General features: G+C 47.0%; 27 protein-coding genes. 12 read left to right on the top strand and 15 right to left on the bottom strand.

The genetic code is table 11. The annotated features are described in order from the left end of the window. The 3 genes from B7L70_RS02030 to B7L70_RS02040 all read left to right on the top strand — a co-directional run. A partial coding sequence (locus B7L70_RS02030; RefSeq protein ID WP_369907330.1) for an oligopeptide/dipeptide ABC transporter ATP-binding protein occupies positions 1-215 on the top strand: 215 nt, incomplete at its 5' end. A gap of 117 nt (positions 216-332) precedes the next feature. Beyond that, positions 333-1013, top strand: a complete 681-nt coding sequence (locus B7L70_RS02035; protein ID WP_081226236.1) for an AroM family protein — start codon at positions 333-335, stop codon at positions 1011-1013. A 33-nt stretch (positions 1014-1046) separates the two neighbouring features. After that, positions 1047-1997: a DUF1177 domain-containing protein gene (locus tag B7L70_RS02040; protein ID WP_202908666.1), complete on the top strand. Its 951-nt coding sequence runs from the start codon at positions 1047-1049 to the stop codon at positions 1995-1997. A gap of 6 nt (positions 1998-2003) precedes the next feature. On the opposite strand, the gene B7L70_RS02045 is transcribed toward B7L70_RS02040, so the two are convergent. Beyond that, the gene (locus tag B7L70_RS02045; RefSeq protein ID WP_081226237.1) at positions 2004-2372 is read right to left on the bottom strand and encodes a hypothetical protein; all 369 of its coding nucleotides are present in this window, start codon (positions 2370-2372) and stop codon (positions 2004-2006) included. Then, the gene (locus tag B7L70_RS02050; protein ID WP_081226238.1) at positions 2369-3727 is read right to left on the bottom strand and encodes a cytosine permease; all 1359 of its coding nucleotides are present in this window, start codon (positions 3725-3727) and stop codon (positions 2369-2371) included. The genes B7L70_RS02045 and B7L70_RS02050 overlap by 4 nt, the downstream gene beginning before the upstream one ends. 81 nt (positions 3728-3808) lie before the next feature. On the opposite strand from B7L70_RS02050, the gene B7L70_RS02055 reads away from it, so the two are divergent. Both B7L70_RS02055 and B7L70_RS02060 read left to right on the top strand, forming a co-directional pair. Further along, positions 3809-4909, top strand: coding sequence for a DUF917 domain-containing protein (locus B7L70_RS02055; protein WP_081226239.1), 1101 nt, complete (start codon positions 3809-3811; stop codon positions 4907-4909). Beyond that, the gene (locus tag B7L70_RS02060) at positions 4906-6477 is read left to right on the top strand and encodes a hydantoinase/oxoprolinase N-terminal domain-containing protein (RefSeq protein WP_081226240.1); all 1572 of its coding nucleotides are present in this window, start codon (positions 4906-4908) and stop codon (positions 6475-6477) included. The genes B7L70_RS02055 and B7L70_RS02060 overlap by 4 nt, the downstream gene beginning before the upstream one ends. A gap of 655 nt (positions 6478-7132) precedes the next feature. Here the strand turns inward: B7L70_RS02060 and B7L70_RS02065 are convergent. Further along, the gene (locus B7L70_RS02065) at positions 7133-7345 is read right to left on the bottom strand and encodes a hypothetical protein (protein WP_143701490.1); all 213 of its coding nucleotides are present in this window, start codon (positions 7343-7345) and stop codon (positions 7133-7135) included. A gap of 330 nt (positions 7346-7675) precedes the next feature. Continuing rightward, positions 7676-8455 carry a sulfite exporter TauE/SafE family protein gene (locus B7L70_RS02070; protein ID WP_081226242.1) on the bottom strand — a complete coding sequence of 260 codons (780 nt, stop codon included), beginning with the start codon at positions 8453-8455 and terminating at the stop codon, positions 7676-7678. 210 nt (positions 8456-8665) lie between these two features. Between B7L70_RS02070 and B7L70_RS02075 the strand changes: the two genes are divergently transcribed. The 6 genes from B7L70_RS02075 to B7L70_RS13835 all read left to right on the top strand — a co-directional run bounded on the left by B7L70_RS02075 (position 8666) and on the right by B7L70_RS13835 (position 11303). Continuing rightward, positions 8666-8893 carry a hypothetical protein gene (locus tag B7L70_RS02075; protein WP_081226243.1) on the top strand — a complete coding sequence of 76 codons (228 nt, stop codon included), beginning with the start codon at positions 8666-8668 and terminating at the stop codon, positions 8891-8893. Between the two features lie 76 nt (positions 8894-8969). After that, complete coding sequence (locus B7L70_RS02080) at positions 8970-9326, top strand: hypothetical protein (RefSeq protein ID WP_081226244.1); 357 nt, start codon at positions 8970-8972, stop codon at positions 9324-9326. 63 nt (positions 9327-9389) lie between these two features. After that, positions 9390-9518: a hypothetical protein gene (locus B7L70_RS14075; RefSeq protein ID WP_255408828.1), complete on the top strand. Its 129-nt coding sequence runs from the start codon at positions 9390-9392 to the stop codon at positions 9516-9518. A 374-nt stretch (positions 9519-9892) separates the two neighbouring features. Then, the gene (locus tag B7L70_RS02085) at positions 9893-10090 is read left to right on the top strand and encodes a hypothetical protein (RefSeq protein ID WP_081226245.1); all 198 of its coding nucleotides are present in this window, start codon (positions 9893-9895) and stop codon (positions 10088-10090) included. 662 nt (positions 10091-10752) lie between these two features. After that, entirely contained in the window at positions 10753-10968 is a 216-nt protein-coding gene (locus B7L70_RS13830) for a hypothetical protein (RefSeq protein ID WP_238376046.1), read from the top strand. Positions 10969-11120: 152 nt separating this feature from the next. After that, entirely contained in the window at positions 11121-11303 is a 183-nt protein-coding gene (locus B7L70_RS13835) for a hypothetical protein (RefSeq protein ID WP_238376047.1), read from the top strand. 248 nt (positions 11304-11551) lie between these two features. Here the strand turns inward: B7L70_RS13835 and B7L70_RS02095 are convergent, their stop codons facing one another. Further along, positions 11552-11965 carry a hypothetical protein gene (locus tag B7L70_RS02095; protein ID WP_143701491.1) on the bottom strand — a complete coding sequence of 138 codons (414 nt, stop codon included), beginning with the start codon at positions 11963-11965 and terminating at the stop codon, positions 11552-11554. Positions 11966-12045: 80 nt separating this feature from the next. On the opposite strand from B7L70_RS02095, the gene B7L70_RS02100 reads away from it, so the two are divergent. Beyond that, complete coding sequence (locus B7L70_RS02100; RefSeq protein WP_081226247.1) at positions 12046-13389, top strand: hypothetical protein; 1344 nt, start codon at positions 12046-12048, stop codon at positions 13387-13389. A gap of 8 nt (positions 13390-13397) precedes the next feature. Here B7L70_RS02100 and B7L70_RS02105 read toward each other — a convergent pair whose 3' ends face one another. The 10 genes from B7L70_RS02105 to B7L70_RS02155 form a co-directional block, all read right to left on the bottom strand. After that, the gene (locus B7L70_RS02105; RefSeq protein ID WP_162009071.1) at positions 13398-15278 is read right to left on the bottom strand and encodes a restriction endonuclease; all 1881 of its coding nucleotides are present in this window, start codon (positions 15276-15278) and stop codon (positions 13398-13400) included. Between the two features lie 99 nt (positions 15279-15377). After that, positions 15378-15584: a hypothetical protein gene (locus B7L70_RS02110; protein WP_143701492.1), complete on the bottom strand. Its 207-nt coding sequence runs from the start codon at positions 15582-15584 to the stop codon at positions 15378-15380. Positions 15585-15669: 85 nt separating this feature from the next. Continuing rightward, complete coding sequence (locus B7L70_RS02115; protein ID WP_081226250.1) at positions 15670-16821, bottom strand: hypothetical protein; 1152 nt, start codon at positions 16819-16821, stop codon at positions 15670-15672. Then, a complete protein-coding gene (locus B7L70_RS02120; RefSeq protein WP_143701494.1) occupies positions 16809-18089 on the bottom strand; it encodes a DUF4129 domain-containing protein in 1281 nt (426 codons plus the stop codon). The genes B7L70_RS02115 and B7L70_RS02120 overlap by 13 nt, the downstream gene beginning before the upstream one ends. Next, positions 18086-18853 (bottom strand): hypothetical protein, encoded by a 768-nt coding sequence (locus B7L70_RS02130; RefSeq protein ID WP_081226253.1) that lies wholly within the window; start codon positions 18851-18853, stop codon positions 18086-18088. The genes B7L70_RS02120 and B7L70_RS02130 overlap by 4 nt, the downstream gene beginning before the upstream one ends. Positions 18854-18876: 23 nt before the next feature. Further along, a complete protein-coding gene (locus B7L70_RS02135; protein ID WP_081226254.1) occupies positions 18877-19470 on the bottom strand; it encodes a hypothetical protein in 594 nt (197 codons plus the stop codon). Beyond that, on the bottom strand, positions 19467-20819 hold the full coding sequence (locus B7L70_RS02140) for a DUF58 domain-containing protein (RefSeq protein ID WP_081226255.1): 1353 nt from the start codon (positions 20817-20819) through the stop codon (positions 19467-19469). The genes B7L70_RS02135 and B7L70_RS02140 overlap by 4 nt, the downstream gene beginning before the upstream one ends. Before the next feature lie 5 nt (positions 20820-20824). Continuing rightward, on the bottom strand, positions 20825-21787 hold the full coding sequence (locus B7L70_RS02145; RefSeq protein WP_081226256.1) for a MoxR family ATPase: 963 nt from the start codon (positions 21785-21787) through the stop codon (positions 20825-20827). A 315-nt stretch (positions 21788-22102) separates the two neighbouring features. After that, complete coding sequence (locus tag B7L70_RS02150) at positions 22103-24574, bottom strand: hypothetical protein (RefSeq protein WP_101940212.1); 2472 nt, start codon at positions 24572-24574, stop codon at positions 22103-22105. Then, positions 24549-24776, bottom strand: a complete 228-nt coding sequence (locus tag B7L70_RS02155) for a hypothetical protein (protein WP_081226258.1) — start codon at positions 24774-24776, stop codon at positions 24549-24551. The genes B7L70_RS02150 and B7L70_RS02155 overlap by 26 nt, the downstream gene beginning before the upstream one ends. Positions 24777-24836 lie beyond the last annotated feature (60 nt).

The following is a 24836-nucleotide window of genomic DNA, read 5'->3' on the forward strand; positions in this document are numbered from 1 at the left end:
ACCCATACACCCAGGCCCTGCTTTCGGCAATACCTGAGGTTGGGAGGAGAGGGTTACCAAAGATCATAGGTGGTGAAGTACCAAGCGCCATCAACATACCGAAGGGATGCCCATTCTGGCCAAGGTGTCCCTACACAATGGATAAATGCCGGGTAGAACTACCAAAGGAGGTTCACATTAACAATAGAACAATAATGTGTCACCTCTATAGTTAAGTCCATGAAGGTAAACTTTAGTAATCAGAGGATGAGGATACTGAGGTAGTAAGGCAGGTTTACGATATGGTCGGCACCACATCGTAAGGAATAAAAACCTCCATGGTTAATACTCATATGAAATCAAGTAAGAAGATTGTTGGATTTATAACGATAGGTGAGTCGCCCAGGACTGATATTACAAGCGAGATTAAGCCTTTACTTGGTGCTAATATTGAAATCATGGAATGCGGCGCATTAGATGGTTTAGGTAAAGATGAGATTAAGGACTTAGCGACTAAGCCTGGTGATTATGTACTCGTTACTAGGCTTAGGGATGGCACCGCGGTAAAACTTAGTAGGGATAAGATTGTTAGTAGGATGCAGAGGTGCATAAACAACCTTGAAACCCATGTTGATGTAATTGGTTTATTATGTACAGGTGACTTTCCCGAACTTTCATCAAGAAAGATTATGATAGAACCCTCAAGATTAATCATGAACGTTGTATCATCACTCAGTAACATAAAGAGACTTGGTGTAATCGTCCACGATAAGGAGCAGGTACGCATGGAAGAGGAGAGGTGGGGGCGAATTATCAATGACGTGATTGTTGTACCCGTATCGGCATACCTAAGTACTGAAGATGACTTTAGAAGGGCTGCTGAGTATCTACGTGATAGTGATGTTGATTTAGTAATCCTTGACTCCCTGGGTTATAATATAAAAATGAAAAATATAGTTAGGGAGGTCTCAGGAAAGCCTGTAATACTACCTAGAACAGTTATGGCTGAAATAATTAGGGAATTAACCGCATAATGTATTTAAGGAAGAAAACCTTGAAGTAATGATATGTCGATGCTTAAGTACCTAATAGAAATAATAGATCTGCTCGATAACCCAAATGTCGATGGTGATTCTGTTCGGAAATTCTTCATCACTAAGGGTCTCGATAAATACCTAACAATGAGTATTGAGCGTGTTAGTGGTGAGAAGGGAGCCACAGATTTTGTAAAAATTATAGTTCCAGGAAAACGCGGTAAGTACAATGGTGGTGATGCGCCAACTCTTGGCGTTATTGGTAGGCTTGGTGGTGTTGGTGCAAGGCCGTTGATAAAGGGCTTGGTATCCGATGCTGATGGTGCCATAATAGCCTTAGCCGTTGCCTACAAGCTTGCCGAAATGAGTATGAGGGGTGATGTTCTTGATGGAGATGTAATAATAACTACAAACATATGCCCCAATGCTGTGGTAACACCCCATAAACCAGCACCAATGATGGCAAGTCCAGCGAGTATATTCGAGCTTTTAAAGAGGGAAGTTGATCCGCAGATGGATGCCATACTAAGTATTGACGCAACGAAGGCTAACCTGGTCGTTAAGGGTAGTGGCTTCGCAATAACCCCCACTATTAAGGATGGGTGGATACTCAAGGTCAGTGATGATTTAATAAACATATACATGTGGGTAACTGGAAGGTTACCGATTATAGTGCCAATAACGATGCAAGACTTACTACCATTCTCAACACCAATATATCATATAAACAGTATTGTACAACCCTGGCTTTACACGCACTCTCCAGTGGTTGGTGTGGCTACGATAACAGAAACCGTAGTACCCGGTTCAGCAAGTGGTGTCACAAATATTAATACTCTTGATGAGACATCGAGATTTGTGATAGAGGTCGCTAAAGGATTCACTGCAGGAAGTGTTAAGTTTTATGATGAAAAGGAATGGGAAATTATAATGAGACTACATGGAGAAATAAGGCATATTTTAACGAGAACGTTGCCAACTTAACGCAATTTAAAGCTTCAATATTGGTAATTTCATCCTCCACGCAAGGTATAAATCAACTATCCATATGACTGTCACAATGCTTGTTAACGCTATTTCAAGGGGTTTCATAGGGCTATTGAAAAATGGCGAAACATTTATTGCTATATATGCTGTCACTATTGATATAACTAACCAAGCATCAGCGACTATGCGACTACCCTGCCCCTTCCATGAGAAGTATATGCCCATTGCCGCTGTTAGTAGCATGAACAGGGAAATGGCCAATGTATGGTACATCGCGTATGTATTTGAATTAAATGGTAGTGCACCAAGAAGTATTATTGAGAATACTAACTGTATCGCGAAGAAGTATAGACTTAATCTATAGAAGTTCATCTAACCACCCCACCCCTGTACACGTACTTACCAAACTCGTATTTAATGTGCGCCTTTTTGAATACGTATGCCAATATTATATGGACAAAGAAGGCCACCAATATGGCATTTATTGCGGCAATACCTGGGACAAAGAAGCCGGCCAAGGCGCCTGCTGCGAATGATAGTATACCAACAAGGTTTACCTCAGAATACTCCTTACCAGGCTCGAGCTTAAACCTCTGGTATGGATCCTTAATACCATCGAAGTACCTCCTAACTATGTAGAACTCCGCAAACACAGACCCGCCAGCGGCAGGTAACAATGAACCAAGGAGGGATATGAAGCTTTCGAAGGGTGCCAACGAAGCACCTGCTGTATATCCCCAATAGGCGGCTAATAATGTACCTATGATACCAACTATTATTGAGGATATGTCCCTCCTAATTGGTATTGCATTTGTAAAGCTTAGACTACCGCTATATAGATTAACCGTATTTATTATCCACTGCCCCAGTACAATTATTAATAGAACACCAACACCCATACCGAGCTTTAGCATATCCTCTGTAATTATTACACTACCTGTTAGTAACACTATCGCCACAGCACCAAGTATTAGGAATGGGTAAAACACGTACATATGTAGCACCCAAGCAATGACAGCATCCTTTGCCCTTTTAGCGAACCTGGTGATGTCCGGTGCTATTAAGGACCCGGCTATGTATAAGCCCACCGTATCCGTTATGGCCTCAGTAAGCGTCATGTGGGACTTAGGTACTGCCGTAAGAACAGCACCCCACCCACCATGTAACGAGATGGCAAGTAATAATCCAACAGCAACAAGCCAAACGTGCTGTGGTAGAATGAAGTAACTAAGGAACGATAGCGCCCTATAGCCTATGTAGGTGGATAATATCATGAGAGCCCCGCCCCAGAGTGCGGCTGCCCATACGGAGAAAAATGGATTATTCGGGTAAATCTCACTCATGACGACACCAAAGAACCAGCTCTCGACAGCAAACCAACCAATACCCGTTGTTAATGTTATCAATGCGAACCCAAGAATCTTACCGCCAGCCCTGCCAAAGGGGAACCTCCAACCAACATATGTTGATAAGCCCGAGTATGCACCAATCGCGCCGCTAAGCGCGCCTATTATTGCAAGTACAGTGGTGCCTCCTGTGAATACAGCTATTGTAGCGTCAACAAAGTTAAGTCCTCCACCGAGAACGCCGCCAGCGAAAAGGACAGCTATTGCTCCAAACGCCGCGCTTAACGTGAGAAATAGGTTATATAAACCGTACCTCTCAACTGACGGTACCTCTTCAAGTGAGTAATCGTCAAAGAAAAACCTACCTCGCTTTTCCTTCATACGGTATGAATTTAGGCTATTGATTTTTAAGTATTATCTTACATAAATTTTATAAATTTCTAAAAATGAAATCGATCTGACATGGCACGTTATTACTTATCTAAGACCGACGTTGAGGACTTAGTTGTTGGTGCTGCAATCCTGGGTACCGGCGGTGGCGGAGATCCGTACATTGGTAAGTTAATGGTTCTTCAGGAGCTTGAGAGGGGTAGGAAAATTGAAATTGTTAGTGTTGATGAGGTTGATAATGATGCTTTCGTCGTACCTGTTGCGGCCATGGGCACGCCTGTGGTACTTATTGAGAAGATTCCAAGTGGTAAGGAGGCATTATTCTCACTTAGGTTGCTCGAGAATTACTTTAATAGGAAGGTTGATTTCATATCACCAATAGAGGCTGGTGGCATAAACTCGACAATACCACTGGTTGTTGGTGCCGAAAGGGGGTTACCTGTGATAGACGCTGATGGTATGGGTAGGGCATTTCCAGAATTACAGATGGTAACGCTTCACATACATGGTATTAAGGCTACACCCATGGCAATATCTGATGAGAGGGGTAATGCAGCTATTCTAGATACTATCGATAATTATTGGGCGGAGAGGATTGCTAGAGTCATCACCGTTAGGTATGGCGGCTCAGCGTGGATAGCCATATACCCAACCTTTGGAAAGCCCTATAAGGAGGCCGCGATTAGGGGCAGTATATCGTTAGTTATCGAGATTGGTAGGGCACTGAGGGAGGCCAAGTCCGCTGGTAAGAACCCAATCGATGCATTACTGGATGTTACTCACGGTTTTGAATTATTCAGGGGCAAGATAGTTGATGTGCAGAGGTTTAATATCGGTGGGTTTGCGCGCGGCGAAGCTGTAATCGATGGTCTCGATGATTATAAGGGCTCAAAACTAATCATAAGATTCCAAAACGAGAACCTGGTCGCTATTAGGGATAATGAAATAATAGCCTCAGTACCTGACCTAATAACCGTGCTAGATAGCGAATCCGGGAGACCAATAACCACTGAGCGACTTAGGTACGGGCTTAGGGTTCTCGTGATCGGCATACCGTGTAATGAGAAGTGGAGGACCCCGAAAGGTCTTGAAACCGTTGGTCCTAGATACTTTGGGTATAATATCGACTATGTACCAATAGAGGTAAGGATTAAGGGGGTGAGCAAGCCATGACGAAGTATAAGATCGGTATTGATGTCGGTAGTACACACACGGATGCGGTAATACTTGATGAGAACAATAACTTAATCCATGCTGAGAAGACTATGACAACGCCCGACGTAACCAGTGGTATAATCAACGCGTTAAGGCTTGTCCTTGAGAGATCTAAGGTAAGTAAGGATGATGTTGTTGCGGTTATGTTCGGTACAACACACATAATAAATGCAATAGTTCAACGCAAAAATTTGGGTAAGGTTGGCATTATTAGGATTGGGTTACCGGCAACCGAGGCTATCGAACCAACGCTTGACTGGCCCGTTGACCTTAAGGAAGCGGTTAATGCTGGGATAGCGATGATTAGAGGTGGACATGATTATACAGGTGAGCCAATAACCTCGTTCGATGAGGACGCCGTGAAAAAGGCACTTAAGTCTTTTCGTGAAAAGAAGGTTGATGCGATTGCCGTAACGTCTGTCTGGTCGGTTGTGAATCCTGAGCATGAGGTTAAGGTTAGGGAGTTGGCTAATGATTTATTGCCAGGCGTGCCCGTGGTTTTATCCCACGAAATAAGTTCAATAGGGCTCCTTGAGAGGGAGAATGCCACAATACTTAATGCGGCAACGATAAAGGTTATGATAAATGCAATAAATGCCTTAAGGGAGGCATTAAGGAGCATGGGCCTTGAGCATGCTAAGATGTTCTTTGCGCAAAATGATGGAACTACGGCATCCGCAGAGTACATAGTCAAGTTCCCTATATTCACGGTGATAGCACCAATATCCAACAGCATCAGGGGCGCCTATGTCCTAACTGGAATACCCAATGCCATAGTTGCTGACACTGGTGGTACGACAACGAACATAGGTGCACTGGTTAATGGTTACCCCAGGGAGGCCCTTGAGGTTGAGATTGGAGGTGTTAGGACAAACATTAGAGCGCCCGATGTAGTAGCTATAGGACTTGCCGGAGGTAGCATTGTTGAGACTAAGGATAGTGATGTTAAGGTTGGTCCCGTAAGCGTAGGTTATAGGTTGATCTATGATGGTATAGCGTGGGGTGGTAATGTCATTACAGCCACGGACATAGCGTTGGCTAAGGGTGTCATGTTTATTGACGACCCAAGATGCAACCCCGAGCTAGCTCGATCCAAAATACCGAGTTGGTTAGTCGAGAAGGCCTACGCAAAGATGGTTGAGATGCTCGAGGACGCCTTAGATAGAATAAAACTAAGGCCAGAACCCGAAACAGTAATACTGGTTGGTGGTGGATCAGCAATGTGGCCTAAGGTATTGAGAGGCGCCAAGGAGGTTATCAGACCTGAACACGCCCAATACGCAAACGCAATTGGCGCAGCCACAGCACTAGTTGGCGCCGTTGTTGAGAAGGCATACTCATACGAACAAGTATCCAGGGAGAAGGCCATCCAGGATGCATCTGAGGAGACTAAGAAAAGGGCCATTGAGGCCGGGGCAGACCCAGCAACCGTGGAGGTAGCCGAAGTCGAGGAAATAGCAATGCCATACCTACCAGGCAACGCAGTAAAGGTAAGGGTAAAGGCAGTCGGAAAACTAAGACTTTGATTCCCACCTTACTCCATAGGCGATAATAAACCAAGACACAATACCACTTATGGTTCATATGATGAAAATTGTTTATAACGTGATTGATTATGAAGAACGTGAGCTTTATTGCGGATTCCGAGCAAATAACTTTACTCTATGAAACATACCATCTTACTCACAATGTTGAAAACGCCACCAAATGCGAATTAATAGCTAAACCACGAAGGATTTCCCAATAAATCCTTACTAAACATCCTCACCAACACTCCTCCCATGGCAAGCCCAACCCACCTAAACATAATAATAGGAATAGCAGCACTGGCGATAGTACTCGGTAGCCACGTAATAATAGCCGTTAATTAGTCACAAACAACAACGCCTAGCTACGCTATCTCAATAGTGAGCAGTTCAACCGCCAACTGCACCTAATCCTCACTTATCAATCCAACACCGGGCGACCTCTACGTGTAAATTCTCGGCAACATCTACCTCCTTCTACTCCCTTTAGGAAGATTCGCTCTTACTTAACACGTTTGTATCAATAATCAATGCCGTGGGCGTGGATCACAACCGGCATAGGCATAATAACGGCTAGGAGGTGGATTACTAGGTACGTTAGGGGTGAGTGATTAATTAATGATGAGCCCATCCTTAAAACCGTTGGTAAAAATCGTTATTCCTTATGCTCCCTCGTTACTAACCGCCTCATTGATTGCATCAACCCCTCAACCCTAGCCTTAATCACATCCTCACTCCTCCCCCTCCTCACTGATGCTACTATGTACTTGGATGCGTCATGCTCAATGATCTCGAAGGCCTTCACACCGTGCTCCTGAGCCCTCAACCCCACAGCGTCCATCAGTTTACAGTGGAGCCAGAAGTTCACAATGAACTCGTTGTCTCATACCGTGTTACGTTGAGAGGGTAGCTCAAGCATCGCCAAGGCGCCAAGTTCGTGAAGCGCCTTCACCAGGTAGGAAGCGAAGTTGCGGTAGATGTGAAACAGCCTGGTCGCCAACTTCCTTGAAAAATTATGCCTCGGCGATCCTACCTTCGAAGTAGAAGTAGTCCTCCTCGGTCTCAATGCCTTTGTAAAGCAAACGAGTGCCGTCGCTGACAAGGAGGTCTAGTGGCCATCAAAGGAATCGTGACTCTAAGTATTGTTAAGGCTTGCAAAACCCTCGAGGCTGGGTTAACTTAACACCGTGCAAGTCTATCACACAAGTCCCATCATCTTCAACATTTCCATCACGCCCAAGGCGATGAAAATGACCCCCATCGAAAGGTATACCTTCTTTTCCGACACCTCATTGGCGAACCTGGAAAAGAAGTAACCGGAAACCAAGGAGGTTAAACCGATCAAGACCGCGTAGGCGTAATCCACCCTGCCAAAGTAAGCGTAACCAGCCACCCCACTGAGCGCGGAGAGAATCATGGCAAGCGTGGCCGTCCCGACAATACCCTGCGCGCTAAGGGGAAAGAGGAGGGCCGTTATCCCCGTGAAAATTGCACCACCACTCGCGCCCAGCGTGCCAGTCAGTATGCCCACGGGTACGCTGATCGCGAACGCAACCGGCACCGTCCACTTCCCAAGGTTTATCGTGTTTCCCCTCACGAGTGGTCTTGGGTTCCTGCTCCTTCTGAACATCTCGACGGCGAGCACCAATACGAACACAACGAAACCCAATTCAAGAGGCCCTTGTGGCAAGCTTATCGCCAGGTGAGTCCCTATCTGGGCCCCTAGCAGTGCCCCAAGGCCCATGGAAATACCGTTTTTCACTGATACGTTTCCATGTTTCAGGTAGACGTATAGGACCACTGACGTGGTTATGACGTCGACCAGCAGGCTCGACCCGACTGAATCTTGAAAGGAGAGCCCGATTATGCTCAACACGGGCACGACCACGACCACTCCACTGCTACCAGTGATCCCCGTGAGGGCACCTACCGCAACCCCCGTTATTAAGAGGACTACGATCATGTAGAGGGAGAGCATGACGGTCACTGGAAAGTGGGTCTCTGCCTTTTAATGACTTTGTCCTCAAAATTTCGAAAATGTGATCCCAGCTAACTATTTCCCCTGCCTAGTTATTAGCCTCGTTGTTTGCATCATCTTCTCAACCCTAGCCTTAATCACATCCTTACTTCTTCCTCTTCTTAGTAAAATCGCTATGTACTTCGCGGCTTTGGTGGGCCTAGGCTTGAGATGTTTAGGAGGTTAAGGCCTGTTTTTAGAGAGGTTGATTCGGTGGTTATGGAGTTGCTGGGTATTGAGGTTGATGTTGATGCGTTGTGGGATCAGGCTTGGGAGATGATGGAGAGGAGGGTTAAGGGTGCGGAGAGGGTGGCTAGGCCTGGCGCCCACCCATGGCTGAGGAGAAACCGCGTGGGCGTGGTGGGAGGCGTAGGAGGGGTGGTGGGTCGGCATCAATAACATCATTCCTCTAGGTAGTATTATTGCCCATCTTTAATCAATAGTTTTTAAATAGACGTATACGTTTAATTAAGCGATGGATTGGATGGATGATTGGGATTACTGGAACGATGTTGACGCCTTAATTCGCATTGGCGTATTGTTTATGCTAATGTTTGTTGTTGATTACTTCGCAGGATTCATAAGCACGTACGTACTCGCAACGCTATACAATGCACTAAGTACAGTCTTGAATACTTTGCTTACGTACTATCCAGTTTTGGCATTTACGATTAATCTAGTGATTATTGCTACAGTAAATACTACGTTGATTGAATTAACCAAGATATATGACACCTTAAGGCACGCCGATGATTACATGAGGATGATGTTCGTAATAATTACGATAATCACGACATTGACCACCTCAATCCTCTGGGTCTTAACCTTATAAGACATGAAGAACAATAAGTAAGCAATGCCCTGGTTCATGTAGAGGGACGACCTATTCATCCCCATGGATATCAAGGCACTAACAATTAATGAAGCCCTCAGTGCTGGCCTGCCCATCGCTAGGGATTTGCTTGGTAGTGTCGATAAGTACTGCTTGTACGAGGTTGGTGGCGAAGTAATTATTGAGTATTAGAGGGATAAGGAATTGTCGGTAAAGCTCATTTACGCCAACGACCCAGCGAGGGCATTGAAAACTAGGTACACACCATTGAGGACTATGCCAGAATTCCTCTACTCCCTTTAGGGAAGTTCAGGACTTCTACTAGTTTCCGTGTCTCACGGCATTTGAACAGAGGTTCAACGTCATGTCCAACCTCCACGAATCAGTGGTGTGGTTGCTCATCACCACACAATAAGCAATAATGGGCTAATAAGGCACTAGAACCATCATTACTCGATGATCGAACTAGTGTTTCCGAAACCTATCACCAAGCAGTGCTCAGGAGGGAGTACGCTAAAAAGAAGCCCACAAGGCTTAAAGCCTTTTAACCAAGCCTACTCTACACAATGCCCGGTGGTAGTATGCCGAGTAGTAGGGAGTGGTGGGTAATTGGCTTAGGCATTGTCTTCATAATCGTGGGCCTCAGATTCCTACCAGACGCGTTCACATCAACAATCAATGCCGTAGGCGTTACACTCTGGATCGCGACGGGTGTGGGGATTATAGTGACTAGGAAATGGATCGCCAAGTACGTTGGGGAGTAACGCTGTTCATAAACTACGAAACCCAAAACCAACATTACTCCCTTGGTCCACCGACCTAAACGTGGTATTAGGTATGGTCTCACCGGGGTCCTTGATAAGCATCGCTGTGCACATTATTGTATTTGTATTAGTTACATACGTAACCTGAGCATCCAAATACGCATTAATGACACAGTAGCTCTTGGCCAAACCTTAGGCTCATCACTCGTTGTTGATCGCAACAATGATCATTAACGTGATCCTAATCGTAATAATTCGCCTAGCGCTTGTGGAGGTGGGCTGAATAGCGGTTAGGCCATGTGTTTTCTAAACGTAATTGCTATATTTTGGCGGTTCCTTACCTAGTAATTGCTGTGAACCTGACCTAAGCATGCACCTCAATACTAATGAACCTTGGCGGCATTTATGGTTTCGATGGTTATCGGCTAGGTGACACCGTTGGTTTACGTCCATGAATAGGTGTAGGGTGGCTGTGAATGAGAGCTGTACCTCTTGTTGCTATTATGCCTTCAGCGCGGTAGTAACTTGTGAGAGCTTGAAAGCCGTGGATTCTGCTAAGTCGAGTAAGGATGAAGAGCTGATTGATTCGGTACGATCTTCGTAATCATGAAGTAATGAATACCTTAAAAATATTTAAATAAAAAATATTTTTATAGTACTTAATGGTTGAGTCGCTGCAGGAGGGTATGGTTAGGCACTGGGTTTTTGTAACAACGCCAGATAACCTCGTCGTTTGCCTTAAGCACGGTGTTTTCGGCGTTGACCCGAGTAAGTACGGAATCACCGCTCAAAGCCTTGTTCGTGTCGATGATTTATTCTTCTTCTACGTGAGGTCGCAAAGAGGCAAAAAAAAACCTCATTGCAAGGTTGCAGTTTAACATTTATTGGACCATTTATCGTTAAGTCACAAGGCTCTAATAATCCTAATCACCCAGCGGTTAATCAGTGGACACCCCAGGGCAAGTTCACCGTAATTATCGAATTTAATCACATAGCCAATGAACCGGTCGGCGCCATTCATGTAGATAAAGTGCGTAACAACTTACTCTTCATAACCAATAAGGCTAGGACTGGCCGAGGTGGTTGGCAGGACCATATGCAATTCTCAATAATATCAATTAGGGAGGAGGACTACGAACTACTCAGGACAAATAAACAACCTAACCACCCATGCATTAATCAATTAAGGAAGTTAGGAGTGCTGAAAATCTAAGTTATAACGAGGCAGTAAAACAATTGGCTTAGTCTGACATTGCCCCATGATCGGTATACCCAGCAGCGAGGGATTGTTAGTTAAGTATGGTCTTCATAATTGTGGATCTTAAAATTCCTGCCCAATGCGCTTACATTAATAATTAACGCGATAGGTTCTGCCCTTTAGATGGCGATGGGCATGGACGCATAATGGCTAGGAAATAGGTACAAAGTACGTTAAGGGAATAAGCTCTTTATTTCATTGGTTTAGACGTGGTATAGGTATAACTTCGCCAGTGCTAGCCTATAGTTATCATCACTCTTATCGCAACACGTGTTGTAAAGCTCCCGGAATAGCCTGGCCTGCAGCTTGGTGTTTGACTCGGCTATACCCATGAGTGCGTGTGCCCTGGCTAGGTCGTGCCATCCCTCCACCAGAGCATGCATTATCGCAGCTAAGCGACCAATTGCAGACCTAGGGACCATTAGGTGGGTGAGCGATTTCTTATCGAGGCTGTTTATCAACCCCATGAATTCATTGAGTAATTCACTGGCATTAATGCCTAATTCGTTAAGCACCCTACCCTCAATACCCTCCCTAAACCTAGACACCACACCATCAACATCAACAAGCACAGAGAAATAAAAGCAAAGGAAACAAAACCAAACCCTACCAGACAACCCAGGCACACCACAAAACAGATACGCCTCGATAAAGCGAAATAGAAAATATTATTAAGGAAATTGCATTAACTTACTAAATGAGCACTGACATTAAAGATACAATACTAAAAATAATACTCAACCATGCCAGGGATAGGCTTGACGGCCAGGACGTGAAGATAGTAATAGAATTCCTGAAGGCAATGATTAAAGACAATAAAATAGCACCAAGAAACCCAGAGGACGTCATTAATAAATTCACCAAAGCAATAAACAGAAAACCCGAAACTACACGACATAATTATACGTTTTCTACGGATGATAGAAGAATCAGAATAGATGCTTTTTCAGATGACGTAAGGTTAGTTATATCTTGCGCACGTGGTTCAACGATATTTGATATTACCTCAAAATATTTAGTTAATGAGTTATTAAAACACGGCATTCTCAGACGCGATAACATTAACGAAACATCCATAATAAACACCGAAAAATTCCTAAAATCCCTAGACGAACTCGAAAACGAACTCTCAGACAAAATAATAATAGCACAACAAATAGCTCACGATACCACATCATACTACTTCTTAAAGAAAGACAACACATTAACCCGACTTGACAAATTCGGAAAAACCATAAACGTCTACACAAAGAAATACCTAATCATACCAAAGAACGTAATCACACAACACGAATTAGTACTTTACATAAAAATAGCGATAAACACAATAACAGATATTCAAGAAAGCAGGGCATCCTTAGGAAACAAACAAACCAAGAACGTTATCGTTACTTTATCATTCAGATGGGTTGATCCACAAACATTCATAGACCCATGCAAATACATCAGCACTGAAGCGCATCCCGAAGAATTGGCATATTACCACGTCGAACCAGAAGATAAAATAAGGCTTGACAAGAACGCTCTTGAACTAATACGTAAAGCGAACGATAACCGCATACTCGATACACTACGACTACTGAATAACATATTCGAATTACCACACATTGAGGAACCAAGCAAAGAGCCCAGCCTTCATAAGGAGCTACAGGAAATACTCGTTGAACTAGGAAATGCACTAGGACTAGAACCTATCATGGAGTTCGACGTTGGCAGCTTCAGAATAGATGTGGCCTGGCTCGACGAAGGAAAGCTGATCTACGCATTCGAGATCGTGATCGGCGGTAGCGTATTAGAAGCCCTATATAGGCTTGAGCATGTGGAGGCAGAAAATAAGGTGCTCGTGATCAGTGATGAAAGATTAGGTGAGGTCGAAGGAAAGGTTAGTGAGGATATAAAGGTTATACCAGCCTCAGCAATAATCAACAAAAAACGAAGAGAAATAATAAAACAAATATTCTGCAACCCACAGAAGAAGCTTCATGAATTAATCAATACCACAAACCTCCTAAACAGCGTATACGAACACTTCGGGAGGTAAATTACAAATTACTTCGTTAGTTCCTCTAGGTCCTTCATTATTGCTTCTAGCCTCTTTATTATGTCCCTGACCTTGTCCGGTGCTATGCCTAGGAATAACTCCCTGAATCTTTTGTAAACGATGTTGCATATCTCCTTGGCATTCTCCGTAGATGCCTTCTCACCAAGCTCTATTACGAAGAATCCATCATCCAAAGCGGCCTTCCTGGCAGGATCCGTTAGGCTCTTAACAACCAAAACCCTCAGATGCGGCATGTTATCGAGCTGTAAAACTCTACCGAACTCTTGATCAACAACCTGCCTATCAACATCCCTATCCCAATTCTTACAGGACACATAGACCCTAAACACTAAATCACCAACCCTCTTCTCAGCCCAATCATCAACCTCAATCTCACCTCCTTTGGCCTTAAGCTTCACGTCGGTTTGAACATTAAACCCCAAATCCTCCAATACCCTGGCAACAATACCCTCAAGAACCTCCCTAGTCGGCTTAACACCAACAAAGGTGCTAGCCGCACTTACACCCTGTTGTCCAACAGGCTGTATGGGAGGCTGTTGGGTTGCAGTAACCTCCTTCGTAACCGAACCAAGGAACTCCACATTAAACCCACCCCTCTTAAGAATATCAATGACCTCCCTATGGTTGTCCTCTTTATACGTGGTTGGGATAACGACGACTCTGTTCTTATGAGTAAATAACCAAAGAGTCTTCTCATCGCGGTCCTCAAAGTACTTGAGAATTAATTGCGAGGGCATACCCTGCACAACAGCAACACTAACACATCCAAGTACGGTGCACTTAGACGATGCCTCACTACCAACATTAGGATCAGGCCATGGTGAGAAGCACATATAGACCGGTCTCGCCGAATCCTTAGTAAATGCACAGCAATTATCTATACAGAGAGAGTTATACCCAGCCTTCTCAAAGATACCCTTAAACGTCCTCATCAATTCGCCTAAGGCCTTGTTACGAAGCACCTTTATAGTTTCTTTAACATAGCCATAAACGAGCGGGTTTACGAAGCAATTAATGTATATACCCTCAATCGCAGCACTGTTACAAAGCATACGTTCATCTGGTATACCGCTAAAATGCATTAGAAATTTCAAGAGCCACCAATTATCATAGGGAGCCGATACGTGGAAGATTAGAGATAGCTTTAGGAAATCGCCATTCCTATAAAGCTCATTCAGTTTCCCATCAACCTCACTCTTATCGGGAATTTTAACGTAATTCCTAACCTCAGACGCCAACCACTCAATGTATGACTCAGCAAATGGGTATATCCTTAGCGAATAAGAGGTATGCCTACGTGATTCCCAATCGCAATTGAAGCCTAAGAGGTACTTGTAGAAGAGAGGTCTAATATTGATTTCAAAGCCTAGGAGTGACGAGACCACGTCAGAGAAGTACTCATGATCCGTAGAATTCACAGATAAACCATACTCATCCATCCTAACGTAGAGTGCTGGGTAATCCTTATCCTTAACTGCATTAATTATGGCGGAAGCAATTGAGAGCACCTTCCTCTCATCATCAGACATTGAGTTAAAGCGCTTCCCAATCTCCTCAAGTAAACCTTGATATGTGTGTTCATTAAGTATGTATTTCCGAAGATAATCTATTAAGTATACTTCTGAATCTCCAATCTTCACTGTAGTGTATAGGCTTATACCCTTAAATGCTTCAGCAATTTCTGAACTTACCTTCTCAGCAACCACCCTCCCAAAGGCTGGTTCAAGGGTTGATATAATACTGTACGTCTCGGGACTACAAAGGTATGAATAAAGCCCAACCACATAGGCAACCCCCTTACTAATAAATCCATCAATAATCCCCCTAACCCTATCGACTAACAACGAAGTCTCAGACGAACCACTCAAGTTAAGACACCCTAGTACAGAGTACAATAAATTATTTAAGTATTGCATGAGAATCACGGGTCACGAATTAATTAAAACACCATTTTATAGATAGCCAAATCATGCCTTCCAAATCATCTCACCCATCGTCTGCATAACCAGGCATTTTAGACTACATGGCGGCTCCTCCTTCCCGCTCCACGTCACTATTAGTTTACTGCCTTCGCATCGCGCCTCATCAGCGCCGAGCTTGATTGCCTCCCTGACCAACTCCTCGTTGCACGTCCTTATTATCATTATGCAGCTGCATTGACTATGCAACCCCACCACCTGCCCACCCCTCACCTCCCTTTCTCATCACTATGTTGTTTAATATGGTTGCGTAATCCATGGTTTACTTAAAGAAGGCAAGTCACCTTTGGGTGGGTGAGGTTGGGTTTTGTTCCTTGGTGTTGCGGCAGTTTGCAATCTCGCCCATGACGTTTCTTGCAATCGCCTGCCTCCTCGACATCTCCTCCCTCATGATCTCCTCAACCCTACCTGGGTTCCAGATCCACCTGGTGTTGGTGTTTAGGGTCTCCCTGTATTTGATTAATTCCCCCAGCGCATCCCTTATCTCGAGTAGGTCTTTGTCGCAGAGGGTTAACATGTGGGTTGCGTACATGATTAAATCCTCCTTATTGCCGTACTTGATGAAGTCGTCTAACGCACGCTGGAGCACCTCATCCTCCTGTGTTGCCTTCACATCCCTCTGTCTCTCATGCTCAGCGTAGACCCTCTCACGTATCCCCTCCAAGCTCGTGCTGTGCGCCCTATAAACCCTATACGCCGTCTCACCCGTAAGTCCCAGCATCGCCACTAAGCCGGCTAGGTCTATGTAGCCTGAGTAACTGGCTAGGCTGGGTATGCTGCTTAGGGCTAGGGTGAGGGCTATGATGAAGATTATAGCATTAACCCTGTTGAATAGGGGCTTCAACTCAAGCACCTGCGGGTTACGTAAACCACCCAGCATCGCCAGTGAGGTGGCGGCCACCGTGAGGGATAAGACCTCGAAGGGCATGGCCAGCGGACTTGATGCCAGGTAGATTAACCCAGCGAAGCCGTAGATGAACACCGCAACCCCAACACCAGACACCGCATCGCTAACCGCACCACCCAGGTCATTCTTGCCGAACCTCCTAATCATTAGGCCGAGTGCCAACATGTAGAGTGCCGTTAAAGCCGGGGTTAAGTAGGTGGGTGGCTTAACGAACTGCGCTATGGAGGAGGCTAGGTTGCTGAAGCCGATGTATAGGCCGGCGGCTGGGGCTGCCAGGTCCATTAGCGCTAGGCCTATTAATCCTAAGCCCTTGCCAACGGCTTTTTCGGCAATTAGGTTGCCGATGGTTTTGATGGCGTAGTAAAGTATTAATGGTAGCAGTATTACGCCGTTAATGAAGGCTACGAGCCTTAAGAGGGCTGGTGCCTGTACTCTCAGTGCCAGGGCGTTGAGCAGTATGTAGATTACCGCTATGACTGCCGCCCTTACTGCATAACCCCTCCAGCTCGCCTTCAAGCGCACCACCTCACGTAAGACTCCCTCAACCTATAAAGCCCTCTCACGAACTCCTCATACCTAGCCCTATCCATCGCGTACCCACCGTACTTGGCATCCTCAAAGACCCTTAAGCTACTCCACGATAGGCAATCCCCATCGCCCAACAACCCCCTCCTACCCAACTCCCTACAAATCTCCCTGGGCGTCATCACCCTATGATCAACATCACCCCTCAAAATGTTCCTCTCGAAAACCTCCACCACCTCCCTAGTGTAGTCGTCAACCACAAGTACCCTGTGCACCTCAGCCTCATTACCAAGCCTAGCAGACACCTCATGGCAACCAACACCCCTAAAGATAACATAACCACCCCCAACCTCCCCCTCAGGGCTTACTGAAACGGCGACGCCTGGGGCTACCTCAATGGGTAGTGGCTCATTAACCCTCCACACCAGTGGTAGGTCTACATCAATGCCGAACTTAATCAGCTTACCACCACCCCAACCCCTAAGCGGCACGAAGACACCGCCCAAGTTGGGTTGCTGGTACTCCTCACCCACGGTACTCGTGGGCTTCCCCTCAACCTTAACCAACGGCTTCTCCACAACCCTCCTACCCTTAGCCTCTTCACTGGTCTCCTCCTTCACGGTTGCCCTAGCTCCACCCATGTTCCTCAGAGTGGTTATTAGCGAGAATGCGATTAAAATGGCGATAATGGCTATGAGTAGGTAAATCAACCACTGCATGGTTATGCTGACAACATGCACGGTGGTCACCTTAACCGTGGTACCCTGGCTAGCCGCGGCACCTTGACCAACCGCACCTGAACCTGAACCCGACCCACCCCCTCCCCCACCTCCTCCGCCTCCTAGCAGCACGTGTATTCCCGGTAATTGTATTATTGGTAATGTGATTGTTAGGCCCGTGAAGGGCATACCCACATTAGCCTTGGGCATAGTCATATTAACATTAGGCATGGTCACATTAACTTTAGGCATAGCCACGTTTATTATCGGTAGCGCAATGGTTAAGCCCGTGAAGGGCAAGCTGAAGCCGAATCCACGTAGCCCATGCCCAAACCCGGACAAACCTGAACCGAACCCAAACCGCCCAATTCCAATGCCAACCCAACCCATCCCGAAGCCCCTCAAACCCAAGCCCTTACCCAGGCCCAGGTTAGCGGAGCCGCTGGAGCCGCTGGGCGTCACCACCAGGAGGTGTATCGAGTTCATTAGGACCCAGGTTATGAGCAAGGCCACTATTAGAAAGAGCACCGGTAGGTAACTTCTTCTCATGGTCCAACCCCCACCAGGCTCAGTATAGCTGAGCCGATTGTGGCTATTAGGAAACCGAACAGCGGGTTTGCGAAGGCATATACGGAGCCTCCCGTGAGCAGTAGTGCACCTATTGTTGATAGGGCACCACGTCCCGCGAAGCCACCCCGCCTAAGCCTTAGCAGTAACGTAGCTGTGACCACAATGCCCAACACCACAACACCCACTAGCCAAAGCTCGTAACCCAGCACCATGGTCCAAGGCAGGGGTAGCGTGAGAGTTGCCATTCCCGAACTCAACGTAAACCTAACGCCCGACGTTACAATGGGCTTAACGTTAGCGAATAGCGGCAACACCAACCCACCAATAGCCAACGCCGGTCCCCCAATCATTAATGCTGCTGAGCCGAGCAGCGGCATACTAGCCACCCTATCAACCCTAATGAGCTGTAATGAGCCCCTCAGGTCCTCAACGCCGGCCAGTAGCATTAGTGTGAGTATGAAAAGCAGCGTGAGCACTATGACTAGGTACACCAACACCGATTCAATAGGGGGAACGAGCCCTCTGGTTATTTGCGTTAAACCAAGCGGGTTAGTCATAATTAGGGCCACGTAGTAGGCGATTTTAAGTGAATACTGGTTTACGAGTCCTTGCAGTTGATTAATATTCCCGATCCTTAAGAGGTAGCCCACGAATTTATTCACTATTATTGTCAATATTAAGAACGCCACGAATAACACGGCTAGAGCCCTGGTTAGTGATGAAAAACTAAGCATTCTCAGCATTACCTAAAAGGGTACTCGGTATTTTAAGCTTTGCCTCTAATGGATTGGGAATGCACCATGGCTATGACCATCAACACCAGGTAAACCACGATAAACACGGCCACCGCCAGCATTGGGGATAGCTCAAACACCCTCGCAACCCTCATAAGTGCGTATAGGGCTAGTGAAAACGCCAGGAGGACCCCACCCACAGCAATGGCCCAGGCATTCATTGCGTCAAGCTCCCTGGCCTCCCTCGGGTCATGACCATAACTCCTCATTGCCGCCTCAAACCTCTTAGACACCTCGTAGGCATTCCCAAGGAAGTGGGCGCATAGGCTGGCTGCAATGGACACCCCTAGGTACGGTAATGCGGAGTACTTTATGACGCCTAGAGTGAAGTGGGTGAAGTAAGGTATGTAACCCATGCTCAATACCACTAGGAGGCTTGAGATCAATGCCGAGACCAAACCAGCGTAACCAACCCCCTTACCTCTAACCAGGCCCACTACACCCACTAGGGCCACTATCACGAGCCCCACGTATACAACGAGGCTTGGGTACTTCGCCAGGAACTGGAGTGCTAGGAATGGTGTTAACGGTAGTAGTAGGGCTAGGGCTAGTGAGGCGATCCTCATGACAACCACCTAATCCTAGGCATCAACCTAGCCACCAGACCCCCAACACCCTCGCAGAGCGGGTCCCAGGTAACAACCTGGGTCCACCTTGGCAGTGCCCTATACAGCCTAGCCCTACTTGGGGCGATTCCGAGGCATGGGGTTTCCATGTACTTGCTCAGCAACTCCCTGTGGGTTATTGAACTGTGGACTACATCTATTATTAAGACCCTGCCCAAGCCCCTGCACCTACCCTCATCACCCCGGCATAGGTAACTCCTCAACCTGCGCACGGACTGCCCGTCGGCCATGTTGGTTAGGAGTATCAGTATTGGCTTAGACTCGGCAATAATCCTCAACAACCCAGGGTCCAGGTAATCCTCAGGTTCAGATTCCCTAATCCCCTCAATGATCAGCAGCGCGTTTAGTAGCCTGTAGAACTGTGTCTGACCAGACGAGGGCATTACGTAGATGTCCGTGTCGGGCAGGGTCCATAGGCCTACGTTGTAGCCGTACCTGATCAGGGCCTTGGCTAGGGAGAGTATTAGGTAGATTGAGTATTCGAGTGGGTTCTCGTGGGGTAGCCCATACCTCATGTTCTCTGAGACGTCGACCAGGAAAACCACCGTCCTAAGCCCCTCCCTCTCATACTCATTGGACAGCAACTTACCCTGAGTAGACCTGGCCGAGGCCTTCCAGTTGATGAACTTGAACGGGTCGCCTGGCACATACTCCCTAACCTCAATGAAGTCCGTGGAATGGGGACCTAGCCTTATTGGTGTGACCCTGGGCGTGACGAGGGATGGCTTAATCCTACCCACACCCCTCCTAATTATCCTGTACCTCGGGAGCACAGTTAACCTAAGCCCCTTATCCCACGAATCCTCAATAACCCTCATGCCGAACATGTGGTGGTAGGTGTACCTAACAAGCCCAAGCTCAAACCTACCCCTCCTAAGTGCCTTGATCCTCACCACGTACTCCCTCTCGAGATTCCTAAAGCCCTTGAAGACCACGTGCACAGAGTTACCCCTAGTCACCTCTAGGCTCTCGGTGTACCTCGCGTAGTCCCTGCTATCCCTGTACGAGGCTGGTGGTAGGGCTATGGATAATAGCCCGAAGCCACCCTTAACCCTAACCCTAGCCCTAACCTCAACCTCATCACCCACGAAGACCCTATCCCTACTTAAAGCCAGCTCAATGTAAACCTGGGGCTCATCATCCCCCGTGTACAGTGCGAGGGCGACCATGAGCACGGAGAATATGACGGGTATTAGGAGCTCCTTCACCGTGCCTATGAAGGCTAGCACGGAGAGTACTATTGGTATTGCGAGCAATGTAAAGTATGACTTGGCGACTTCCTTAACCATTTGAATCACTTGGGCACGGGTAGCTTATTAACGTACTCTAGAACCACGTCCCTACCACTTACCTCACCCTCCAGGGCTAACTCGGGTTTGAGCACGACCCTATGCCCAAGGACGTCCGGCGCCATGAACTTTATGTCGTCGGGTATGACGTAGTCCCTGCCCTCAATAACCGCAACAGCCCTGGCAATCCTCATTAACGAGAGCAGCCCCCTTGGGCTTGGGCCAGCCATAACCCTATCATCATCCCTAATACTCCTAAATGAGAGAATGTACTTGATCACCTCCCCATCAACCCTCACCCTACCCTCAATGAACTGCCTAATGGCCAGTAACTCATCGGCGTTCATCACGGTTGTGGCGTAGCCCGTTGGGTCATCGGTCATCCACTTAATCCTCCTGTTGAGTAACTCCTCCTCCTCACCCTCATCGGGGTAACCGAGACTCAGCTTAACCATGAACCTGTCAAGCTGAGCCTCTGGGAGTGGGTAGGTTCCCTCATACTCAATGGGGTTTTGGGTGGCTATCACTATGAATGGTTGAGGGAGTTTATGTGTCTCACCCTCAATCGTGACCTGAAGCTCCTCCATAGCCTCAAGCAAGGCAGCCTGAGTCTTGGGTGGAGCCCTATTAATCTCATCAGCCAGCACGAAGTTTGCGAACACCGGGCCCCTAATGGTTTCAAACCTACCCTCGGCAGGCCTCCAAACCTTAGTACCTACTATGTCGCTCGGTAGGAGGTCTGGGGTGAATTGAATCCTACTAAAGCTTAACCCAAGAACCTTAGCCATGAGCTTGGCTAGGAAGGTCTTCCCAACACCCGGCTTATCCTCAAGGAGCACATGCCCACCGGCTAAGATAGCCGCCAGGATCTTCACCACAACCTCCTCCTTACCCGAATAGAACCTAAGCACCTCATCAAGCACAGCCTTAACCCTATCCCTAACAAAACCAATATCAACAACACCCATAAACAAAGACCACAGAACCACACACCCTTTAAAGCATTGCGTCCAACACAACCCACATTTTTGAAAGAAAACAAGTGAGACTAACCTGCATGTAAAGATCGAAACCGGCTTAAGAGTTAGGGGATTGAGATTCAGCTTACGCCCTCTGCGCAGTATCACCGAATAACTCAAGACATCTGGCGCCCATGAAGACCATCCCCGACAAGTATCATGGATTACTTAAACCATTCTACGGTAACCCTGCCCACAACCCTCAGGAACATCACGACCACATCGTACACGCCCGAGATCGACCTAACCCCTTTCACAAACTCCCTATGGTTCAAAACCAGGCACCGGACACTGAGTATTATTAACTGGATTAGGCCAACTAACCACACCACCACATGAGCCGTCCGTGTAGATGTAGGCGTGGTTAACAGCCTCCCCAGTGGCGTATTGTCCTGCAAGCGTGACTGGGGCTGGCGCCCAACCGGTGCCGTTCCAGTAGTAGAGAGATAGGTAGACGAGGGTGTCTCCGCTTAGCTGAGTCTCTTCACCATTGCCTGAGCCTAGGGCGATGTTTGTGTAACCAAGCATTGTTGGTACTATATAGCTAGCGTTCACGGGGTATGAGTCATACCAATTAATGCTTCTACCATCGAGGGAGTAGCCGAAGTATACAACCCCGTTTCTAAGGGCGGTGATGAGCCAGGCGCACGGCGCATTCACTATATCGTTGCCTGGGTTATTCCCATGAATGAGCTGTGGGCTTGCACCCATTGACCACACACTATCGCTTAATGCCGTGTATGTAACCCACGGACCGCCATTGACGGACTCCTCAACAAACGTGCCGTATGAGTTCTGCACCAGCACACCATTACTCAACATGGCGCTTAACTGTATCGAGTACCCATTACTCGTGTTAATATCCTCAATGCAGTAGTAACCAGCCAATGCCGTCGTTGGCGGTCCCACGTACTCAATACCCGCTGGGGCGTTGGTAACCAATTTGGTAACCGATAACGGGTGAGATTGTGACTTATAGAAACAATTAACTGTAAATGTGTAATAACTGCCGTTCCGCACAATCACGCTTGATGGGCTTATTGTACATTCGTACAAACTCGTACTATTTACTGACGCTGTCAATATATCCACCGGACCAATAATTCGCAACTTTGCATTATACACGTTAGAATTACTCCCATACCCCTCATTCGAAGAACTCACCTGCCAGTACACACCAACCGTGTCATTCACGACCGTTATATAAACATAGAATTTATTATTATACAATGAGGGTAGCGAGGACGGTATTTGCAATGAAGGCATCGGACAAATAGGCTCAAGCCCTGTTGGCAGAGCTGGCACGCTTGGATTCGTGCTGTTCCACCCAAACCAGGCGGCATAGCCGCTGCAGGTACCATTCGTGAAGACCCACGCGTGGTTCACAGTCTCCGCGGTAGAAGTGAGATTCTCCGCACCGTACAGCGTGAGGACACGCACCGGCGCCGGCACCCAACCAGCCCCATTCCAGTAATACAGTGCCAAGTAGACTAGCGTACCACGGCCCAATTGTGCTTGTGCTCCATTCCCATAACCAGCCAGCACTAGTTCTGTACCGACACCGGGCTCAATCACCGTATCCTTCACTGGGTACTCATCATACCAGATGATATCCTTACCATTGAGACTGAAGCCGAAATATGCATTACCATCCCTTATCGCCATGACCAACCAGGCACATGAAGCGTTAATATAGTTCGTGCCCTTAGCATGACTCAATTCCGAATACGTAGCCTCGCTCTTCCACACGTTAGTATCAAAAATTGTCAGTGATGTACTACTATTACTTTCCGTTCCATACACATCCTGTATCCACAACCCATTGTTCAACTCAGCATTTAATTGGATCGAGAACCCATTGCTTGAGTTCAAACCAACAATGCAGTAGTAGCCGGCCAATGCGGTCGTGCCTGGCCCGTTGTAGGCTAAACCAGCTGGTTGGTTTGCGACGAGGATTGGCTGTGGTCGTGGCTGTGGTGTGAAGCTCGGTGGTGCAGGGCATTGGGTATTATTAAGTGGGTTTGGCCATGAGACAATGCCACTACATTCGCCGCTCGTGTAGACATACGCATGATTCACGGCTCCCGTGTAGATAATAGTTCCTGAAGCGCTCGTCGTGTAGGTGCTTACTGGTGCTGGTGTCCAATCAGTCCCGTTCCAGTAGTAGAGGGCTAGCCTGACTAGCGTCGTCCCATTACCCAACTGGGCTAGCGTCTCATTACCTGTTCCCACCAGGACAATATCTGTGGATGGGGATGCTATTATGTACGTGGTATTCACGGGGTATGAGTCATACCAAACAACGTGCCTACCATCGAGACTGTAACCAAAGTAGGCAGTTCCATTCCTCAGGGCAATGATTAACCAGGCACAAGGCGTATTAATAGTATGAAGATTATTAAGATACAAGAGTGTGTTCGACCATACATCATTAGAGAAGACGGATGGCTTATACGTGCTCTGAACCCACAGTTCATTGCTAAGCATGGCGTTTAACTGGATTGAGTACCCACCGCTTGAGTTAATGCCCTCTATGCAGTAGTAACCAGCAAGTGCAGTCGTATTTGGGCCGTTGTAAGCTAAACCAGCTGGTTGGCTCATGATTAACTGGGGCTTTAGCCGACTCATTTGGCTCACGTAGTATAGGTACCCCACAAACCCTAGGAGCAATAAGATGGCGAATAAGGCAATGAATGCGTACGCAATCGCCTTAGCGATCGTCCTCAACACACCCATGCCTCACCACCACTCCTGTGGGTATCGCCCTTACCGCGACCCAGAGGGTGCACATTGGGGCTATTGAGTTGGTGATATAAGCGTTAATGTTGCCGATAATTAAGGCTTTGATCATGCCCAAGAATGCCCTGCCAATCTTAATATAATACGGTAACGAGGCTTGGATTAATGGCATGTCTGCGAGCACCTCGTCAGGCGTCATGGGACACCACCCCCGCTCCTAAGGAGGGCTTTTGAGCCGTGGATCACTAGCCTGACCTGC

Source organism: Vulcanisaeta sp. EB80 (genome assembly GCF_002078205.2).

Coding starts and splice junctions, on each gene's coding strand:
- B7L70_RS02050 (WP_081226238.1), bottom strand. CDS start 3,727: ATGAAGGAAAAGCGAGGTAGGTTTTTCTTTGACGATTACTCACTTGAA.
- B7L70_RS02150 (WP_101940212.1), bottom strand. CDS start 24,574: ATGGGTGTGTTGAGGACGATCGCTAAGGCGATTGCGTACGCATTCATT.
- B7L70_RS02145 (WP_081226256.1), bottom strand. CDS start 21,787: ATGGGTGTTGTTGATATTGGTTTTGTTAGGGATAGGGTTAAGGCTGTG.
- B7L70_RS02100 (WP_081226247.1), top strand. CDS start 12,046: ATGAGCACTGACATTAAAGATACAATACTAAAAATAATACTCAACCAT.
- B7L70_RS02155 (WP_081226258.1), bottom strand. CDS start 24,776: ATGACGCCTGACGAGGTGCTCGCAGACATGCCATTAATCCAAGCCTCG.
- B7L70_RS02070 (WP_081226242.1), bottom strand. CDS start 8,455: ATGCTCTCCCTCTACATGATCGTAGTCCTCTTAATAACGGGGGTTGCG.
- B7L70_RS02135 (WP_081226254.1), bottom strand. CDS start 19,470: ATGAGGATCGCCTCACTAGCCCTAGCCCTACTACTACCGTTAACACCA.
- B7L70_RS02080 (WP_081226244.1), top strand. CDS start 8,970: ATGGATTGGATGGATGATTGGGATTACTGGAACGATGTTGACGCCTTA.
- B7L70_RS02140 (WP_081226255.1), bottom strand. CDS start 20,819: ATGGTTAAGGAAGTCGCCAAGTCATACTTTACATTGCTCGCAATACCA.
- B7L70_RS02040 (WP_202908666.1), top strand. CDS start 1,047: ATGTCGATGCTTAAGTACCTAATAGAAATAATAGATCTGCTCGATAAC.
- B7L70_RS02085 (WP_081226245.1), top strand. CDS start 9,893: ATGCCCGGTGGTAGTATGCCGAGTAGTAGGGAGTGGTGGGTAATTGGC.
- B7L70_RS02075 (WP_081226243.1), top strand. CDS start 8,666: ATGTTTAGGAGGTTAAGGCCTGTTTTTAGAGAGGTTGATTCGGTGGTT.
- B7L70_RS02035 (WP_081226236.1), top strand. CDS start 333: ATGAAATCAAGTAAGAAGATTGTTGGATTTATAACGATAGGTGAGTCG.
- B7L70_RS02120 (WP_143701494.1), bottom strand. CDS start 18,089: ATGAGAAGAAGTTACCTACCGGTGCTCTTTCTAATAGTGGCCTTGCTC.
- B7L70_RS02130 (WP_081226253.1), bottom strand. CDS start 18,853: ATGCTGAGAATGCTTAGTTTTTCATCACTAACCAGGGCTCTAGCCGTG.
- B7L70_RS02055 (WP_081226239.1), top strand. CDS start 3,809: ATGGCACGTTATTACTTATCTAAGACCGACGTTGAGGACTTAGTTGTT.
- B7L70_RS13830 (WP_238376046.1), top strand. CDS start 10,753: ATGGTTGAGTCGCTGCAGGAGGGTATGGTTAGGCACTGGGTTTTTGTA.
- B7L70_RS02045 (WP_081226237.1), bottom strand. CDS start 2,372: ATGAACTTCTATAGATTAAGTCTATACTTCTTCGCGATACAGTTAGTA.
- B7L70_RS02060 (WP_081226240.1), top strand. CDS start 4,906: ATGACGAAGTATAAGATCGGTATTGATGTCGGTAGTACACACACGGAT.
- B7L70_RS14075 (WP_255408828.1), top strand. CDS start 9,390: ATGGATATCAAGGCACTAACAATTAATGAAGCCCTCAGTGCTGGCCTG.